This is a genomic window from Pseudomonas sp. GL_139_B, from assembly GCF_057834475.1.
In genome coordinates, this window is sequence record NZ_CM174403.1 from 2,226,388 (window position 1) to 2,243,468 (window position 17,081).

Here is a 17,081-nt window from a genome sequence, read left to right on the forward strand (position 1 = left end):
ATGAGCAAATACGAAAATCGCTGGCAAACCGTGAAGGTAGATGTGGAAGAAGGCATCGCCTGGGTCACCCTCAACCGTCCAGAAAAACGCAACGCCATGAGCCCGACGCTCAACCGCGAAATGGTCGAGATTCTTGATGTGCTGGAGCAGGATGCCGAAGCTCGCGTACTGGTTTTGACGGGTGCCGGCGAGGCGTGGACCGCAGGGATGGACCTGAAGGAATACTTCCGCGAAGTGGATGCCGGCCCGGAAATCCTCCAGGAGAAAATCCGTCGCGAGGCCTCGCAGTGGCAGTGGCGCCTGCTGCGCATGTACACCAAGCCAACCATCGCGATGGTCAACGGCTGGTGCTTCGGTGGCGGCTTCAGCCCGCTGGTGGCTTGCGATCTGGCGATCTGTGCCGACGAAGCGACCTTCGGCCTGTCGGAAATCAACTGGGGCATTCCGCCAGGCAACCTGGTAAGCAAGGCCATGGCTGATACCGTGGGTCACCGTCAATCGCTGTACTACATCATGACCGGCAAAACCTTCGGCGGGCAGAAAGCCGCCGAGATGGGCCTGGTCAACGAAAGCGTACCTTTGGCGCAACTGCGCGAGACAACTCTGGAACTGGCGCGCAACCTGCTGGAGAAAAACCCGGTTGTACTGCGTGCGGCCAAGCACGGCTTCAAGCGCTGCCGCGAGCTGACCTGGGAACAGAACGAAGACTACCTGTACGCCAAGCTTGACCAGTCGCGTCTGCTCGATGAAGAAGGCGGCCGCGAGCAGGGCATGAAGCAGTTCCTCGATGACAAGAGCATCAAGCCAGGTCTGCAAGCCTACAAGCGCTGATTGCTTTACTCGGCGCTGTTTAACGGCGCCGATTTTATTCCCGATAAAGACAATAAAGAGGAATCATCATGCTGGACGTGCCCCTGCTGATCGGTGGTCAGTCATGCCCTGCCCGTGATGGGCGAACGTTTGAACGCCGTAATCCGGTGACCGGCGAGGTGGTATCGAGGGTCGCCGCGGCCACACTTGAAGACGCCGATGCGGCAGTTGCCGCGGCTCAGGCTGCTTTCCCGGTGTGGGCCGCGCTGGCGCCCAACGAGCGGCGCACGCGCCTGCTCAAGGCTGCCGAACAGATGCAGGCGCGGGCTGGCGAGTTCATCGCCGCCGCCGGTGAAACCGGGGCCATGGCTGACTGGTACGGCTTCAACGTGAAACTGGCGGCGAATATATTGCGCGAGGCGGCGTCGCTGACTACGCAGATCAATGGCGAGGTGATTCCTTCCGACGTACCTGGCAGCTTCGCCATGGCGTTGCGTCAGCCTTGCGGTGTCATCCTCGGCATCGCGCCGTGGAACGCCCCGGTGATTCTCGCCACCCGCGCCATCGCCATGCCGCTGGCCTGTGGCAATACCGTAGTGCTCAAGGCGTCCGAGCTGAGCCCGGCGGTGCATCATTTGATTGGCCAGGTCCTGCAGGACGCCGGTCTGGGCGACGGTGTGGTCAACGTCATCAGCAATGCTCCGGCAGATGCCGCGATCATCGTCGAGCGGCTGATCGCCAATCCGGCGGTGCGCCGGGTTAACTTCACCGGTTCGACAAAGGTCGGGCGGATCATTGGCGAGCTTTCAGCCCGGCACCTCAAGCCGGCCCTGCTGGAACTGGGTGGCAAGGCACCGTTTCTGGTATTGGATGACGCTGATCTGGACGCAGCAGTCGAGGCCGCTGCCTTCGGTGCCTACTTCAATCAGGGGCAGATCTGCATGTCCACCGAACGCCTGGTGGTCGACAGTCGGGTCGCTGATGCCTTCGTCGCCAAACTGGCCGAGAAGATCGCTACTTTGCATGCGGGAGCTCCGCAAGCCAGTGATTCGGTGTTGGGTTCGTTGATCGACGCTTCGGCCGGTGAGCGTATCAAGGCACTGGTCGAGGACGCCGTGGCTAAAGGTGCACGCCTGGTCGCCGGCGGTCAGGTCGAAGGCAGCATCATGCAGGCGACACTGCTCGATGGCGTGACCCCGGCCATGCGTCTGTACGCCGAAGAGTCCTTTGGGCCGGTGGCTGTCGTGCTGCGTGCCGAGGGTGACGAAGCTTTACTGCGCCTGGCTAACGACTCAGAGTTTGGCCTGTCATCGGCAATCTTCAGCCGCGACACCGGTCGAGCGCTTGCACTGGCCCAACGAATCGAATCGGGCATCTGCCATATCAACGGGCCAACCGTGCACGACGAGGCGCAAATGCCCTTCGGCGGGGTCAAGGCCAGCGGCTACGGCAGTTTCGGTGGCAAGTCGGCCATTGAGCAGTTCACCCAGTTGCGTTGGGTGACCCTGCAGAACGGCCCGCGGCATTACCCTATATAGCCGACCGGCTCGTGCATCCCTGCGTTCGCATGTCACCTATTCTTTTAGGAGGGGGGCCTGCGACGTGTCGTTAGAACAAGAACAATAGCGGCGGCCCGTGCCGCCCGGATGGAGAAACGCAAGGTGAACTCCGATTCAAGACCGCGCTATCGCCAGGTATCCATCAGCCAACCGGCTGTGGAAGTCAGCGAACACCAGGGCATCCTCCATATACGTTCGCTGGAGTCATTGGCGCCACGGCCTGATCGCCTGCTTGACCGCCTGGTGCATTGGGCCGAGGTTCGTTCGCAACAGACCTTCTTTGCCGCACGTGACAAGAACGGCGAGTGGCAGCGTATCAGCTACGCGCAGATGCTTACCAAGGTACGTGCCATCGCCCAAGGGCTGCTCGGTTTCGGCTTGAGCGCCGACAGGCCGCTGGTGATTCTTTCCGGCAACGACCTGGAGCATTTGCAGATTGCCCTCGGTGCCATGTACGCCGGCATTCCCTATTGCCCGGTGTCGCCGGCGTATTCGCTGCTCTCCCAGGATCACGGCAAGCTGCGCCATATCTGTGATTTGCTGCAGCCTGGACTGGTGTTCGCGAGTGATAGCGTGCCCTACCAGCGTGCCATCGACGCCGTGCTGCCAGCCGAGGTGCCGGTAATTTCAGTGCGTGGCGAGATCGCCGGACGTCGTAACATTGCGTTCAGCAGTTTGCTGGAGCAGCCCGGTGGCGCTGAGGCCGAAGCGGCATTTGCCGCCACCGGACCGGACAGTATCGCCAAGTTCCTCTTCACCTCCGGGTCGACCAAGCTGCCCAAGGCAGTGGTCACCACCCAGCGCATGCTCTGCGCCAATCAGCAGATGCTGCTACAGACCTTCCCGGTGTTCGGCGAAGAGCCCCCGATCCTTGTCGATTGGTTGCCGTGGAACCACACGTTCGGTGGTAGCCATAACGTCGGTATCGTGCTGTACAACGGCGGTACCTTCTACCTGGACGAAGGCAAGCCCACGCCTCAGGGGATCGCCGAGACCCTGCGCAATCTGCGCGAAATCTCGCCGACTGCGTACCTCACGGTACCCAAGGGCTGGGAAGAGCTGGTCAATGCGCTTGAGACCGATGCCGAACTGCGTGAGACGTTCTTCGCCAGGATGAAATTGTTTTTCTTTGCCGCTGCCGGGCTGTCGCAAAGTATCTGGGATCGCCTTGACCAGGTTGCCGAGCGCCACTGCGGCGAGCGCATTCGTATCGCGGCCGGGCTGGGCATGACCGAAGCTTCGCCATCCTGCACCTTCAGCACCGATCCATTGTCCAAGGCCGGTTATGTTGGCGTGCCGGCGCCCGGCTGCGAGGTTCGCCTGGTGCCGATCGATGGCAAGCTGGAAGCGCGCTTTCGCGGCCCGCACATCATGCCTGGGTACTGGCGCTCGCCGCAGCAGAGCGAAGAGGCATTCGATGAGGATGGTTTCTACTGTTCCGGTGATGCGCTAAAAATGGTCGACCCGACAGATCCGCAGCGCGGGCTGATGTTCGACGGACGTATTGCCGAGGACTTCAAGCTGTCCTCTGGCGTGTTCGTCAGTGTCGGCCCGCTGCGCAGCCGTGCCGTGCTGGAGGGTTCGCCCTATGTGCAGGACGTAGTGGTCGCCGCGCCGGACCGCGGGTGCCTGGGCCTGCTGGTGTTTCCACGGCTTTCCGAGTGCCGTCGCCTGGCCGGGCCCGGTGCCGGCATCAGTGACGCCGGGGTGTTGGCCAGCCCGGCAGTGCGCGAATGGTTTTCGGACTGGCTGGAGCGCCTCAACGGCGAGGCCACGGGTAATGCCACTCGCCTGGAGTGGATCGCTCTGCTCGATACGCCGCCGTCCATCGATCGTGGCGAAATTACCGACAAGGGTTCGATTAATCAGCGCGCCGTGTTGAAGTGGCGTGCGGAAAAAGTCGAGGCGCTGTATGGCGGACAAGACGAATCGATCCTGCGTGCCGAGACATGCCTATGAACAGCGGTCAATTCACCGCCTTCGACGATGTGGCGATTATTGAAGCCGTGCGTACACCCTGGGTCGACCTGAATGGAGATCTGGCTCAGGTCTCGCCCATCGACCTGGGTATCAAGGTTGGTCGCGCCGTCCTGTTGAGGGCCGGACGCGATCCGGCGGAGGTGGACAGTGTGCTGGCCGGTTCCATGGCTCAGGCCAGTTTCGATGCCTATATGCTGCCGCGCCATATCGGCCTTTACAGTGGCGTGCCGCAGACTGCGCCGGCGCTGGCCGTTCAACGGATCTGTGGCACGGGCTTGGAACTGTTGCGCCAAGCCGGCACACAACTGCGTGACGGCACGCAACTGGCTCTATGCGTGGGCACCGAATCCATGTCGCGCAATCCTGTCGCCGCCTATGGCCACCGTGGAGGTTTTCGCCTCGGTGCGCCGGTAGAGTTCAAGGATTTCCTGTGGGAAGCACTCTACGATCCCGCACCGGGCGTGGATATGATTGCCACCGCCGAACGTCTGGCTCGTGAGCATGGCATCAGTCGTGATGAGGTGGATGCCTATGCTCTGGACAGTCACCAGCGTGCCTTGCAGGCACGTGACAGCGGTTGGCTGGCGGGAGAAATCGTGGGGCTGAGCAACGAGACCTTCGAGCTGGATGGCTATCACAGCCGAGGCATCAAGCTGGCGCGGCGGGTCGACAAAGTCGAGCACGACAGCCATCCAAGGCCTTCAGATATGGCAGCGCTGGGGCGCCTCCCGGCCATTCACGACGACGGTGTGCAGACCGCTGGCAACAGTTGCGCCGTAGTCGATGGGGCGGCAGCGGCGCTGGTCGGTCGCGCATCCACCTGCACACGTCCGGCGCTGGCTCACCTGCTGGCCAGCAGCGTGGTAGGGGTGGCACCGGAGATCATGGGCATCGGCCCGGCACCGGCGATCCTTCTGCTGCTGCAGCGTACGGGTTTGACGCTGGATGACATCGCCTTGCTGGAGATCAACGAAGCCCAAGGCGCTCAGGTTCTGGCCGTGGCCCAGGTGCTGGAACTCGATCCTGGACGTCTGAACCTGCGTGGCGGCTCCATCGCCCTTGGGCATCCTCTGGCCGCGACCGGTTTGCGTCTGGTGCTGACCCTGGCCCGGCAGCTGCGCGAAGGCAATCTGCGATACGGCATCGCCGCCGCCTGCATCGGTGGCGGCCAGGGCATGGCTCTGCTGATTGAAAACCCCGACTACCGCAAAAGCACCTGATGTCTCGCAACCAGCCGCTAATCGTTGATCTTGCGCAGTAACCTCAACAGTTGGGCTCGCTCATCCTCATCAAGGGCTGCCGTGGCTGCGTTATCGCTGGCTACGGCAATTGCCTTGAGCTGTTCCAGCAAGACCAGGCCGGCATTGGTGAGAAACAAACCGTAGGCGCGTTTGTCTTGGGTAGCGCGTACGCGTCGTGCCAACCCGCGGACTTCCAGCTTATTGAGCATCAATACCAATTGCGGCGGTTCGATGGCCAACTGGCGGGCCAGGTCGGCCTGCATCAGGCCGGGCTCACTCTCGATGATCACCATCGCGGTGAACTGTGCTGGACGCAAGTCGTGCTGGGCGAGGTTACCGACCAGGTGCTGAAATACTTTCAGTTGTACACGGCGCAGCGCATAGCCGATCAGGGAATCCAGCCAGGTGTCCGTGATGCTGCCGGTCTCACTGGAGGAGGTGTCAATTTGGCTGGAAGGGCTGCTCATATTGTGGGTTCTTTTAAGTTAACTGTGTTAAGCATTTTGCCGCACTAATCTTCCAGTGGCCAGCGTGGGTAACAGCATACGGTTATGGGCTGGGCAGTTAAGCGTAACTGAGAAAAGCGATCAGGACGGTCATGATCATGCCGAAGCCGCCGATCATGGCAGCCCAAGGTGAAAATCGTGCGAACAGCCCAGGAGCTCAAGGCAATGTCCGATGGACTGAGCGTTATTCTGCAGGTTCAGCTTGTAGCCTTCACGCAAACGTTCAGCCCCTGACATCCAGACTGTTTTTGGACCCAATCATCTTCGTGGATGCTGGCAGGCCAGGGACGAGCAGCCATCGCGCACTCTTGCTGGAAAAGCTAGAGCGCCGAGCAAGTTGGGTAGGTTCGTCTTCTTGGTTTGGGAGCCCGCTATCTGGGGTTTCGTGCATCCCCTACAAAATTCGCCATTCCTCGGTGGGCTTCGTTACGGCTGTCGCAGTGTTCGATTTATAGGGGCGCGAAGCCATTTACTTGAAAGCGGATGTATTGAACGTCTGCTTCTGGCCGATAGCAGTCAGTTCAGATCCGACTTTTCCCAAAAGCCGATAAGTCATACATGCACATGCCGACTCACTCCATCCCCCTCTGTGGCGAGAACTCAGCCCCCGCCACAGAGGCTCGCATTTACTCCTTCAACTCAACCTTATCCAACGCCTGATTCACCGCCAATTCCCCCAGCATCACCACCTGCGTAATCCCCAGTAGGGTCTTGCGGTTTGAGTTGTCCAGTAGCGCCGCGAGATTGCTGAGCATGGTCGTAGCCGACCCCAGTGATTCGCTGGCGTTGACCAGCAGGGATTCGGTGTCGTACTTGGGGTTGGCGAGGAACATCGGTTCGGGTTCGTGGGTGCTGGCCATGATCTGGGCAGCCGGGTTGAGGTAGTGGTCGAGGGCGCGTTCGGCCGCTTCGTGGAATTTTTTCGAATCGAGCGATTCGTAGGGCGATGCAGGATCGGTTTCCGGTGGGTTGGGTGTTGGTTTGCACATAGATGAATCCTGTTTCGAATAACAAAGAGGAGCCATCACCCTCGCTACCAAACGAAGGGTGGCGGCCATGCGTGGGTTGGTAGACCGGTCGAAACAGGAAACCCGGCGCTCACAAAGGAGCCCCACGCATGACCACCATAAAGCTGAGTCCCAAAAAGGAGACTGCAAAAGGTGTTGTCATGCGCTTGTTTCGAGGCGGGCTACCAAACCCGATCACTGTTTTGCAGTGACCGGAAAACGATATAGCCCACCCCGCAGCCGCACAAGCCGGCGGATTCTGTCTTACCCGTAGGCGATGGCGCAAGGCGTTGTAGCCGTTAGGACGTTACACCGAGTGTCTTTAAACACGCGGCCTAAAGCCTGTTTAAGCGCACCAACAGTCCAGCAAGAATCCACGTAACGAGGGCAGGGCAATTGAACTCCCGATCCTGCCCCTAACTCCTAACTCTCAAAGCCCCGCACATAACAATGAAGTGGCGATGTCCCACCAACAGCTCTACAGCCGCAACCCCGGCGCGATTTTCGAAACCGATCTTCCAGCCCGCCTGGACCGTTTGCCGTGGGGCCGTTTTCACTCGCTATTGGTAGTCGCGCTCGGCATCACCTGGTTGCTCGACGGCTTGGAAGTGACGCTGGCCGGCTCGGTATCCGGCGCGCTGAAAAACAGCCCCGAGCTGCGCATGAGCAACGTCGATATTGGCTTGGCCGGCGGCATCTACATCGCCGGCGCCGTGGTCGGTGCCTTGCTGTTCGGCTGGCTGACCGATCGCCTGGGGCGGCGCACGTTGTTCTTCATTACGCTATGGCTGTATGTCGGCGCCACGGCGGCGACGGCGTTTTCCTTCAGTCTCGAAAGCTTCCTGTTGTTCCGCTTCCTCACGGGCATGGGCATCGGCGGCGAGTACACGGCGATCAATTCGACCATCCAGGAGTTCACGCCGGCACGCTATCGCGGTTGGGTTGATCTGACCATCAACGGCACTTTCTGGTTAGGCGCAGCGCTGGGCGCCGGCGGGGCCATTGTCCTGCTGGACCCGCACGTGGTCGGCGGCGATCTGGGCTGGCGTCTGTGCTTCGGCATCGGCGCCGCGCTGGGGCTGGTGATTCTGGTGATGCGCCTGTGGCTGCCGGAAAGCCCGCGCTGGTTGCTGATCCATGGTCGGCACGGTGAGGCGCAACGCATCGTCGAAGGCATCGAAGCGCGCTTGCGCGAACAAGGCTATGAACTGCCGCCCGTGACCCGCCAACCGCTGCGACTGCATGCGCGGGACCACACGCCGCTGGCGGAGATTTTTCATACGCTGTTCATCAGCTTCAGGCGCCGGGCACTGGTGGGGATGACGCTGATGGCCGCGCAGGCGTTTTTTTACAACGCGATCTTCTTCACCTATGCGCTGGTGCTCACCGATTTTTACCAGGTGCCGGCCGAGCAGGTCGGTTGGTATGTGTTGCCCTTGGCACTGGGCAATTTCTGCGGGCCGCTGCTGTTGGGGCGACTGTTTGACGTGATCGGTCGACGGGTGATGATCAGCTTCACCTACGCGACGTCCGGGATTTTGCTGGCGCTCAGTGGCTATGCCTTCCAGCAGAATTGGCTGGATGTGACCCAGCAAGCGGCGGCGTGGATGGTGATCTTCTTTTTTGCTTCGGCAGCGGCCAGCTCGGCCTACCTGACGGTGGCAGAAACCTTCCCGTTGGAAATCCGCGCCTTGGCCATCGCGGTGTTTTACGCGTTCGGCACTGGCTTAGGCGGCATCATCGGGCCGACGCTGTTTGGTCAACTGATCCAGACGCAGCAGCGCAGCAGTTTGTTGATTGGGTATTTGATCGGTGCCGCGCTGATGTGCGTGGCGGCGGGGGTGCAAGCGGTTTGGGGAGTGGCGGCGGAGCGTCAGGCGTTGGAGCAGGTGGCCAGGCCGATGTCGCAGGCTGGGGATTGAGGGGGATCACGACCCCCAGCCCTGTGCTTCAGTGATCAGCGACGATAATAACGATGCTCGTCCTCGTAACGCTGCCGCATGGCCCGGTCCTGATGGCGCTCCCAATCACGACGTTCATCTTCTCGGCGGGCTTGCTCTCTACGCCAGTTTTCCCTGCGCCATTCGTCTCGACGCCAATCGTCTCTACGATCGTGCCAGCGGCCGTCATGCCAGTAGCGGTCGTCATGGGCAAGCAACGGCCCTGTCTGCTGGCCGGCCATACTGGCCAAGCTCGGCCAAGGGTTCTCAGCAGCCTGGACAGGCGTTTGAACGGCTGTGACGCCGGTGGCGAAAACAGGGGTTGAGGTTTTCATCTGTGTTGCTGATGCCGAGCTCACTGCCGCAAACGCGAACAGGCCGAAGAGCACCATCCGTGGGACATGGAATTTCATGAGCGAAGACAACCTCTGATTGACAAGTGGGCGTGTGGCCATCTGGCTGAGGCAAGCCTGTGGGGGCGTGCTTACCGAGCGAATGTGCCTATTCACATAGACCGACAAACAGGGAAAAGTTCGGGGGAGGCAGAATCCGGCCCAAAGGAGACGCTCGCAAGCGTCACCGGGCTCTGGATCGTGTTACTGATAGAAGGGTTTGTCGCCGATGATGGCCGCGCGCTCCATCTTGCGATGGCAGGGCGGATAATCCATGACCGCATAGTGCTGGGTGCAGCGGTTATCCCATATCGCCACGCTGTTTTTCTTCCAGCGCCAGCGGACTTGGTACTCGGGGTTGTAGGCCTGGCTAATCAGGTACTTCAGCAGGTCGACACCTTTTTGGTTGTAGTCCTGGCCGACACGGACACGTCCTTGGGCGTGGTAATTGACGAAATGCGTAGCGTAGGCATTGACGAATAGCACCTTCTCGCCAGTTTCGGGATGGGTACGGACGACCGGATGCTCGGCATCCGGGTATTGCGCCTTCATCGCCAAGCGCTTTTCCTTGGGCATGGCGGCAGCGAAGGAAGCGTTGAAGCTGTGACTGGCGATCAAGCTATCGATTTCTTGCTTCACATCGGTGGGCAGTTTGTCATAAGCCAGCACCATGTTGGCCCACATGGTGTCACCCCCTGTAGGCGGGCATTCGATGCAGCGCAGCACGGCACCCATCGGCGGCGATTCACGCCAGGTGGCATCGCAGTGCCAGGCATTCTCGTAGCGATCCGCCGGATTCTCCGGGGTCTTATAGATTTGTACGAGACCAGGAGCTTCCGGGTGACTGGGGAGCATCGGGTGGGTTTCGAGTTGGCCGAGACGCATGGCAAATGCTTCATGATCGCGGCGAGAGAGCTTGTCCAGATCCTGGTCGCGCAGGAACAGCACCTTGTATTTCAATAGCGCCGCATAAACCTCGTTGAACAAGTCGTCATCGCGCACGGCGTCGCCAAGATTCACATTGTGCAGTTCCGCGCCGATGGCACAGGTCAATTGTTCGACTCGCATTGCGTCTCCATTTCGATGGTTCTTGGCCGGGCCGTGGGCGGGGGCAGGTGACATCGTGCCTTGATGTACGGCGGCGCTTGTTATTGTTGGTCCAATCTTTGTGGGTGCGGCGGGGCGGGATATGGCCGCAGGCCCATAGTAGGAAGTACGAGTGGCGAGTCATGGGCATGGCGGGACATTTTCTTCGCGTATTGGGACAGTACGCGGGTTAAAGCGTCGGTGAGGCTTTGCTCTCCCGGTAGCAGGCAACCCAATTCGAGGGCGTCTTGCCAAACTGGCTGCGGAACCAGCGTGAAAAATCACCGGCCGAGGAAAATCCGAGAAGTTCGGCCACCTCATACAATCGGCGTTTGCTGTTGGCCAGATACTCCTCGGCGAGTTCGGCGCGTACAGCATTGATGATCGTTGTGACACTCTCTCCCTCGGCCGCCAGGTGTCGGTTAAGAGTGCGTCGATGCATGCCCAGATGCTGGGCCACCCCATCGACAGAACACAGTCCACTTGGCAGCAGCATCTTGACGATCTGCCGTACCCGCTGCGCCGGCTCGTCGCGCAAATTAGCCAACTGCTGGTCCAGCGATCGCTTCACCTCGCGATGCAACGTTGGGTCAGCCGCCGGAATGGGCATGTCCAGATCGCGTGCGCGACAAACGATGGCATTGAATTCCTGGGAAAACTCGATAGCGGCACCCAGCACTCGTTGGTGCACGTCAAGGCTGGAAGGGCGCTCATGAGTAAAACTGACCCTTACCGGGCGGAACATATTGCGCGTCAGCACGCTCAACGTCCGCAGGCCAATGCCAGTCGACTGTTCGATAGCCTGGCGCCAGACCCCGTGATGTCCCTGCATATTCACACCCACATGCAGTAGCACCAGATCGCCTGCATCTTCAAGCCGCAACTCCACCCCAGCGTTATGCAGCCGCATGTAGCGCGCGCACGATTGCAAGGCGGCACGCACTGTCGGTTCTTCGCGGATAAGCAGCGCCAACATGCCGAAGTTGGATAGGTGCCTGGTTTCCGCGAGCAACAACCCGAAGGCTTCCTGGCCGGACAGACGGGCTGACTCCTCCAGCAGCCACCCCACCGAATCGATGCTGATCATGATGTTCGGATCGTCGAGAACACTGGCCGGTAACTTGGCCAAATGCAGCATGCGAAAAGGATCGAGCCCCACTGAACGGGCAACCTGCTCATAGTCGGTAAGGCTGGCACTGCGCGTCAGGGTGTACATGCATCCCCTCATGTCCCAATTTCACAAGATTGTGTCCTGCGAAGCTTAGTGCAGGACACCTTGTCACGGCTACCTTCGGGCCAACAACGACAAAAATATGGAGGTAGATAATGGATTCGCGCACCGCAATGCGCATCGGTCAGCCGCTTGCTGCAATGGAGCCAATCGATGCTGACGACCCCGATGCATTCAACCACTGCTTTACCGAGCTCAACGGCATTCGCATGCATTACATCGACGAGGGGCAAGGTCCGCTCGTCATTCTGCTGCACGGTTTCCCCTACCTTTGGTACATGTGGCGGCGCCAGATCGTGGCGTTGGCCGAGGCCGGTTATCGAGTTGTGGTCCCCGATCAGCGGGGATTTGGTCAAACGGATCGCCCCGATGCCATTGAAGCCTATGACATGAGTCAGTCAGTCGGCGACATGGTGGGCTTGATGGCGACTCTGGGCGAAACGTCCGCGGTGATCATCGGGCACGACCTGGGCGCCTGGGTGGCCCAAGCGGCGGCGATGCTGCGGCCGGATTTGTTCCGTGGCCTGGTGATGCTCAATACGCCGGTGCCACCGCGCGGCAAGGTCAAACCGACCGTAGGTTTACAGGCCATGGCGAAGGGCAGGGTGTACCACCACCTGTACTTCCAGCAGCTCGACAAGCCGGACCGCGAGTTGGCCAGCGATACGAGAAGAACCTTGAGTAGCGTTTTCTACTCGATCTCTGGCAGCGCTGTCGGGGCCGAACGCTGGCGTCTGTTTGTCGAGCCAGGTGAACCCATTCTCAACGCGTTCACAGAGCCAAAGGGCGAGTTCCCGTCATGGTTGAGCGCTCGGGCGCTCGACTACTACGTCGACGAATACACGCGCACAGGATTTACCGGTGCCCTGAACTACTATCGCTGTCGCGATCGGAATTGGGAAATCACCGCGTTTCTCGACGGTGCGGTGGTGCGCCAGCCGAGTATGTTCATCGGTGGTGCTGCCGACCCATCACTCGAACCAGCCGAGATCCGTGGTCTCTACGAGCAGCTCGACACCTATTTACCCGGACTACAGAAGAAGGTACTGCTAACCGGCGTGGGCCATAGCGCCGCGGAAGAAAGCGCCGATCAAGTCAACGAATTGCTCATTGAGTTTCTCGAACAGATGGAACGTTAGGAACGAGCGTATTGCACTGTGCATGGCCGCGATCACTCGCGGCCATGCATGCTGACATTCGAACGGTTCAGGATTGAATCCCATGCAGTGCTCAGCCGGCGGCTTTGACCAGCAGATGATCGCCGAACTGCTCTCGAAGACGATTTTTCTGGATCTTGCCCGTGGCACCCAATGGAATCATGTCGACAAAAATCACATCATCCGGCGTCCACCACTTCGCGATCTTGCCGTCATAAAAGGCGAGCAATTCTTCGCGTGTGAGCATTGCTTGCGGTTTCCTGGCAACGACCAGCAGGGGGCGTTCGTCCCACTTTGCGTGTTTCGCGGCAATACAGGCAGCTTGGGAAACGGCCGGATGGGCCATCGCAATGGTTTCCAGTTCGATGGAACCTATCCATTCACCACCTGACTTGATCACGTCTTTGCTGCGATCGGTGATCTGCATGAAGCCATCGACATCGATGGTCGCCACATCGCCGGTCGGGAACCATCCTTGACCTGCGTGCTCAAGCAGCGGCGAACTGTCCCGTTCGCTCCTGAAATAATCGCGCACCACCCAGGGTCCACGCACCAACAGGTCACCAGAAGTCACCCCGTCCCAAGGCAGCTCCATGCCGTCAGCGTCAATGATTTTCATGTCGATGCCAAACACCGCTCGGCCTTGTTTGGATTGCACGGCAAAACGCTCTGTCGGGGACATTTCAACGTGCCTGGCCTTCAGGGTGCCGACAGTTCCGATTGGACTCAATTCAGTCATCCCCCAGACGTGCAATACCGCTACGCCGTAGGTGTCCTGAAAGGTGTGCAGCATGGACGGGGGGCAGGCGGCACCACCAATGATGCTGCGTTTCATGCTGGAGAATTGCTGGCCGGTTTTTTCCAGATAACCAAGAAGGTTTTGCCACACAGTCGGGACGCCGGCGGACAGTGTCACCTGCTCGGCTTCGAGCAGTTCGAATAGCGATTCTCCATCCAGGGCAGGTCCGGGAAGTACAAGCTTTGCCCCAACCATGCAGGCAATGTAGGGAAGTCCCCAGGCGTTGATATGAAACATCGGCACAACGGGCAAAATCACATCGTGCGCTGAGCAATTCAGGGCGTCAGGCAGTGCGGCCGCATAGGTGTGCAGCACCGATGAGCGATGACTGTACAAAACCCCTTTCGGGTTGCCTGTCGTGCCAGAGGTGTAGCAGAGCGTACTGGCGGCGTTCTCGTCGAAAATTGGCCAGGCGTAGTCAGAGGAAGCCTGTTGAACCAGATCTTCATAGCACAGCAAGTTGTCGATGCCGGTGTCTTTCGGCATATGCGCTTGATCGGTCATGGCGATGAACGCCTTGACCGTATGGCAGCGACCGGCGATGGTCTTGATCAACGGCAAGAAGGTCAAGTCGAAGAAGATGTACTGGTCTTCGGCGTGATTGGCGATGTAAGCGACCTGGTCTTCATGCAGGCGGGGGTTGATGGTATGCACAACGGCACCCATACCGGACACGCCGTAGTACAACTCCAGGTGACGATAACCATTCCAGGCCAGCGTGCCGATCCGGTCGGCGGGTTTGACACCCAGGCCGGTCAGCGCGCTGGCCAGCTGGCGTGCGCGACGGTGACAGTCACGGAAATTGTAGCGATGGATATCGCCCTCCACCCTGCGGGACACGATCTGCGTATCGCCGTGATGGCGGTCCGCATGCTCAATGAGCGAGGAGATCAACAGCTGCTTTTGCATCATCAGGCCATTCATGACAGCGCTCCGTTTATTTTTTGTGATTAGGGAGCGAGCAGGCGGCCGGGCACTTGTCAGATTGCGCGTCAAGATCACGAACCGACACAGCCTGTTCTCTCCGCTGAATTTTTTGATCTGATAACAATCCCGGCTGTCCCTTGATTCCGGGTATGCCGGGATTCCTTGAAATCCAGATCAGTTGAATGCCGTCAGGTCTTTCGGTGCGATGTCATGCTGCTCGCAATAAGCCAGATAGCGATGCAGTCCTGATTTCCAGTTTTCGAGCGCGACGATGTTGTCGTTGCCGTCCAGGAACGCGAGATCGCCATTGACCTGAACCAGGGTGAGCACATATCCGTCTGTGCTTCCCGTGCTGACGACTTCAGGCGTGTGAGTCGATCCAGCCGTCTCATACACGATGCTGCCAGGACCGGCGATCCAGTCGTGTTCCTTGTATTTCCACTGGCCTTCGATCGTGTAGACCATCACCGTCCCCGTGTGATGGTGCTTGGGCAGTTGCATGTCAATCGGCGACTTCATCATGACAATCCATTCACCACGAATCGGGTCAAGCTTGAAGTACTTCAGCAGAACGTTTTCCGCATAGGGCGTAAAGGGTACCCACGGCAGCGATTCGCCATCGATGACTGCGGTGTCGACGTGTTCGTAGAGCATGTTTATCTCCATTGATGCGGTTCAGATCGAGTATTCGTCGGCAGCCAGGATCGCCCGACAATCTCTGAGGGTCGGGTGTCCTGGTTTTCTCTGGGGAGACGGTTCGAATCAGGTGAGCGGGGTACCCGCGAGGGTGGCGCGCAGCATCTTTCTGGGCGCATTGCCGTAGTCAGCCACTGCGTAGTGCTGGACTTGCAGGTTGTCCCACATGGCAACCGTGTTGGTTCGCCACTTCAGACGTACCTGGTACTCGGGAATCGCGGCCTGAGACGTCAGGTAGTTCATCAAATGATGAGCCTCCGGCATGAAGTCCTGGCCGTAGCGGATGTCCTCGAAGTTGAAGAAATTCGCGAAATGGGTGGTGAACGCCGAGTTGACGAACAGCACTTTTTCGCCCGTTTCAGGATGGATAAGCACCACCGGGTGTTCCGCCGCAGGGGTCTTCAGGGCCATGGCGTGACGTTGTTCACGCGGCAACTGGGCACCAAAGGAGTGCTCGGCACTGTGTTTTGCGAACAGGCCTTCGATCCGTTGCTTGATGGTGTCGGGCAGGTTTTCGTAAGCCATCACCATGTTGGAGAACAAGGTGTCGCCGCCGGATTCAGGACCCTGTTCGCAGCGCAATATCGCGCCGCGAGGCGGAGCCGGCTTGAACGTGACATCGGTGTGCCAGAGGTTTTCGCGGCTGGCCTTTTCAACAAAGGTCTTGGGCTTGCTCGGGTCAAGATTGCGGTACAGCATCAACAGCTTGTCCGCTTCCGGATGGCTCGGTGCCAGGGGATGACCTTCCAGCTCGCCGAATTGCGCTGCGAAGTGCTGTTGTTCCAAGGGGGTGATGTCCTGGTCGCGAAAGAACAGCACTTTGTGCTTCAACCACAGCGCCCGGATTTCCGCGATCAGTTCAGGGTCTTGGGCAGCATCGGCCAGATTGATGTTGCTGAGTTCGGCGCCGATGGCGGGGGAACAAATCTCCACCTTGATCGAATGCTGGCGCACTGACGACCGGATAATGGCGGGTGCCGAGGGGGAAAGGGGTGAAGGAGTGTCTTGGGCTGCGGCGACTGTTGTCATTGTTGTCTCCAATCCGAGCTGTACGGCGGTGCGCTATATGAGCATCCGGTGTAGGTACCTGACCCCTGCCAGTTATTGAGGGGGGTGGTCCTACAGTAGTGATTTCAGGCGCAAGGCTATGAGCGCAACGGGACAGATTCTTCGCATTCTGGGACGCGGGAGGAAGGGAACGAACATTGCTGCGAGGTAGGTCGGACGGTCCACTTTTGGCCGATTGTTGTCGGTCAAGATGTAGCTTTTCGTCGTGTGCAGCGCAGGTTTGGCCCGCAGATGGAATTTGGCACGCATCAATAGGCGTTTTTAAATCCTTACCTATGGTTGTTTTCTGAAAGACCTTGCAGGCCTTGTTCTGTAAGGGTTCTAGAGGATTACCAGAATCTCCGGATCTAACACCGGTCAACCTGAGCCATTACCGCAAAGTACTGCTCTCTACATCGAGGGTGAGCATCGCCGGGACGCTAAAAACGGTCTAAATCGCCATTTTTAATCCTCGACTTTGGTTGATTCTTGAATGGCCTTGCAGGCCTTGAATTCTGCGGATTGCAACGCATTACAGCAAGAGGGCGCGCGGTGTGTGTGCTGGCACTGCGCGCTGTTCGAGCTTGTCGAAAGCGCCTGTGCCACCAGCATGTTTTATTCTCTGGTCATGTCGCCGCTGTTGATTGTTGCGGTCTGCCGCCTCAGTTCGTCGTCAAGCTAATGAACATTTCTGGAAGCTCGG

14 protein-coding genes are annotated in these 17,081 nt (G+C 59.2%); 6 read left to right on the forward strand and 8 right to left on the reverse strand.

Features of this window, described 5'->3' with window-relative positions:
- The 4 genes from AC3ISI_RS10290 (at position 1) to AC3ISI_RS10305 (ending at position 5,569) form a co-directional block, all read left to right on the forward strand.
- A complete protein-coding gene (locus tag AC3ISI_RS10290; protein WP_489336786.1) occupies positions 1-831 on the forward strand; it encodes a p-hydroxycinnamoyl CoA hydratase/lyase in 831 nt (276 codons plus the stop codon).
- A gap of 68 nt (positions 832-899) precedes the next feature.
- Positions 900-2,348, forward strand: coding sequence for an aldehyde dehydrogenase (locus tag AC3ISI_RS10295; RefSeq protein ID WP_489336787.1), 1,449 nt, complete (start codon positions 900-902; stop codon positions 2,346-2,348).
- 108 nt (positions 2,349-2,456) lie between these two features.
- Positions 2,457-4,328: a feruloyl-CoA synthase gene (locus tag AC3ISI_RS10300; RefSeq protein WP_489336788.1), complete on the forward strand. Its 1,872-nt coding sequence runs from the start codon at positions 2,457-2,459 to the stop codon at positions 4,326-4,328.
- Positions 4,325-5,569 carry a thiolase family protein gene (locus tag AC3ISI_RS10305; RefSeq protein WP_489336790.1) on the forward strand — a complete coding sequence of 415 codons (1,245 nt, stop codon included), beginning with the start codon at positions 4,325-4,327 and terminating at the stop codon, positions 5,567-5,569. The genes AC3ISI_RS10300 and AC3ISI_RS10305 overlap by 4 nt, the downstream gene beginning before the upstream one ends.
- 17 nt (positions 5,570-5,586) lie before the next feature.
- Here the strand turns inward: AC3ISI_RS10305 and AC3ISI_RS10310 are convergent, their stop codons facing one another.
- Positions 5,587-6,057 carry a MarR family winged helix-turn-helix transcriptional regulator gene (locus AC3ISI_RS10310; protein ID WP_489336791.1) on the reverse strand — a complete coding sequence of 157 codons (471 nt, stop codon included), beginning with the start codon at positions 6,055-6,057 and terminating at the stop codon, positions 5,587-5,589.
- Between the two features lie 665 nt (positions 6,058-6,722).
- Positions 6,723-7,085, reverse strand: coding sequence for a DUF6124 family protein (locus AC3ISI_RS10315; protein WP_489336793.1), 363 nt, complete (start codon positions 7,083-7,085; stop codon positions 6,723-6,725).
- A gap of 479 nt (positions 7,086-7,564) precedes the next feature.
- On the opposite strand from AC3ISI_RS10315, the gene AC3ISI_RS10320 reads away from it, so the two are divergent.
- Complete coding sequence (locus AC3ISI_RS10320; RefSeq protein ID WP_489336794.1) at positions 7,565-9,025, forward strand: MFS transporter; 1,461 nt, start codon at positions 7,565-7,567, stop codon at positions 9,023-9,025.
- A 35-nt stretch (positions 9,026-9,060) separates the two neighbouring features.
- On the opposite strand, the gene AC3ISI_RS10325 is transcribed toward AC3ISI_RS10320, so the two are convergent.
- The 3 genes from AC3ISI_RS10325 to AC3ISI_RS10335 all read right to left on the reverse strand — a co-directional run bounded on the left by AC3ISI_RS10325 (position 9,061) and on the right by AC3ISI_RS10335 (position 11,737).
- Complete coding sequence (locus tag AC3ISI_RS10325; protein ID WP_489336795.1) at positions 9,061-9,456, reverse strand: hypothetical protein; 396 nt, start codon at positions 9,454-9,456, stop codon at positions 9,061-9,063.
- A gap of 183 nt (positions 9,457-9,639) precedes the next feature.
- The gene (locus AC3ISI_RS10330) at positions 9,640-10,503 is read right to left on the reverse strand and encodes a TauD/TfdA dioxygenase family protein (RefSeq protein ID WP_489336796.1); all 864 of its coding nucleotides are present in this window, start codon (positions 10,501-10,503) and stop codon (positions 9,640-9,642) included.
- Between the two features lie 208 nt (positions 10,504-10,711).
- Entirely contained in the window at positions 10,712-11,737 is a 1,026-nt protein-coding gene (locus tag AC3ISI_RS10335; protein WP_489336797.1) for an AraC family transcriptional regulator, read from the reverse strand.
- Positions 11,738-11,847: 110 nt separating this feature from the next.
- Here AC3ISI_RS10335 and AC3ISI_RS10340 point away from each other — a divergent pair, with 110 nt between their 5' ends.
- Positions 11,848-12,891, forward strand: a complete 1,044-nt coding sequence (locus AC3ISI_RS10340; RefSeq protein WP_489336799.1) for an alpha/beta fold hydrolase — start codon at positions 11,848-11,850, stop codon at positions 12,889-12,891.
- A 91-nt stretch (positions 12,892-12,982) separates the two neighbouring features.
- Here AC3ISI_RS10340 and AC3ISI_RS10345 read toward each other — a convergent pair whose 3' ends face one another.
- The 3 genes from AC3ISI_RS10345 to AC3ISI_RS10355 form a co-directional block, all read right to left on the reverse strand.
- Entirely contained in the window at positions 12,983-14,704 is a 1,722-nt protein-coding gene (locus AC3ISI_RS10345; protein WP_489336801.1) for a 3-(methylthio)propionyl-CoA ligase, read from the reverse strand.
- A 105-nt stretch (positions 14,705-14,809) separates the two neighbouring features.
- Complete coding sequence (locus tag AC3ISI_RS10350) at positions 14,810-15,289, reverse strand: 2,4'-dihydroxyacetophenone dioxygenase family protein (protein ID WP_489336802.1); 480 nt, start codon at positions 15,287-15,289, stop codon at positions 14,810-14,812.
- A 108-nt stretch (positions 15,290-15,397) separates the two neighbouring features.
- Positions 15,398-16,270: a TauD/TfdA dioxygenase family protein gene (locus tag AC3ISI_RS10355; RefSeq protein ID WP_489337691.1), complete on the reverse strand. Its 873-nt coding sequence runs from the start codon at positions 16,268-16,270 to the stop codon at positions 15,398-15,400.
- Between the last annotated feature and the right edge of the window lie 811 nt (positions 16,271-17,081).

Coding starts and splice junctions, on each gene's coding strand:
- AC3ISI_RS10310 (WP_489336791.1), bottom strand. CDS start 6,057: ATGAGCAGCCCTTCCAGCCAAATTGACACCTCCTCCAGTGAGACCGGC.
- AC3ISI_RS10325 (WP_489336795.1), bottom strand. CDS start 9,456: ATGAAATTCCATGTCCCACGGATGGTGCTCTTCGGCCTGTTCGCGTTT.
- AC3ISI_RS10300 (WP_489336788.1), top strand. CDS start 2,457: ATGGAGAAACGCAAGGTGAACTCCGATTCAAGACCGCGCTATCGCCAG.
- AC3ISI_RS10320 (WP_489336794.1), top strand. CDS start 7,565: ATGTCCCACCAACAGCTCTACAGCCGCAACCCCGGCGCGATTTTCGAA.
- AC3ISI_RS10330 (WP_489336796.1), bottom strand. CDS start 10,503: ATGCGAGTCGAACAATTGACCTGTGCCATCGGCGCGGAACTGCACAAT.
- AC3ISI_RS10335 (WP_489336797.1), bottom strand. CDS start 11,737: ATGTACACCCTGACGCGCAGTGCCAGCCTTACCGACTATGAGCAGGTT.
- AC3ISI_RS10305 (WP_489336790.1), top strand. CDS start 4,325: ATGAACAGCGGTCAATTCACCGCCTTCGACGATGTGGCGATTATTGAA.
- AC3ISI_RS10290 (WP_489336786.1), top strand. CDS start 1: ATGAGCAAATACGAAAATCGCTGGCAAACCGTGAAGGTAGATGTGGAA.
- AC3ISI_RS10350 (WP_489336802.1), bottom strand. CDS start 15,289: ATGCTCTACGAACACGTCGACACCGCAGTCATCGATGGCGAATCGCTG.
- AC3ISI_RS10295 (WP_489336787.1), top strand. CDS start 900: ATGCTGGACGTGCCCCTGCTGATCGGTGGTCAGTCATGCCCTGCCCGT.
- AC3ISI_RS10315 (WP_489336793.1), bottom strand. CDS start 7,085: ATGTGCAAACCAACACCCAACCCACCGGAAACCGATCCTGCATCGCCC.
- AC3ISI_RS10340 (WP_489336799.1), top strand. CDS start 11,848: ATGGATTCGCGCACCGCAATGCGCATCGGTCAGCCGCTTGCTGCAATG.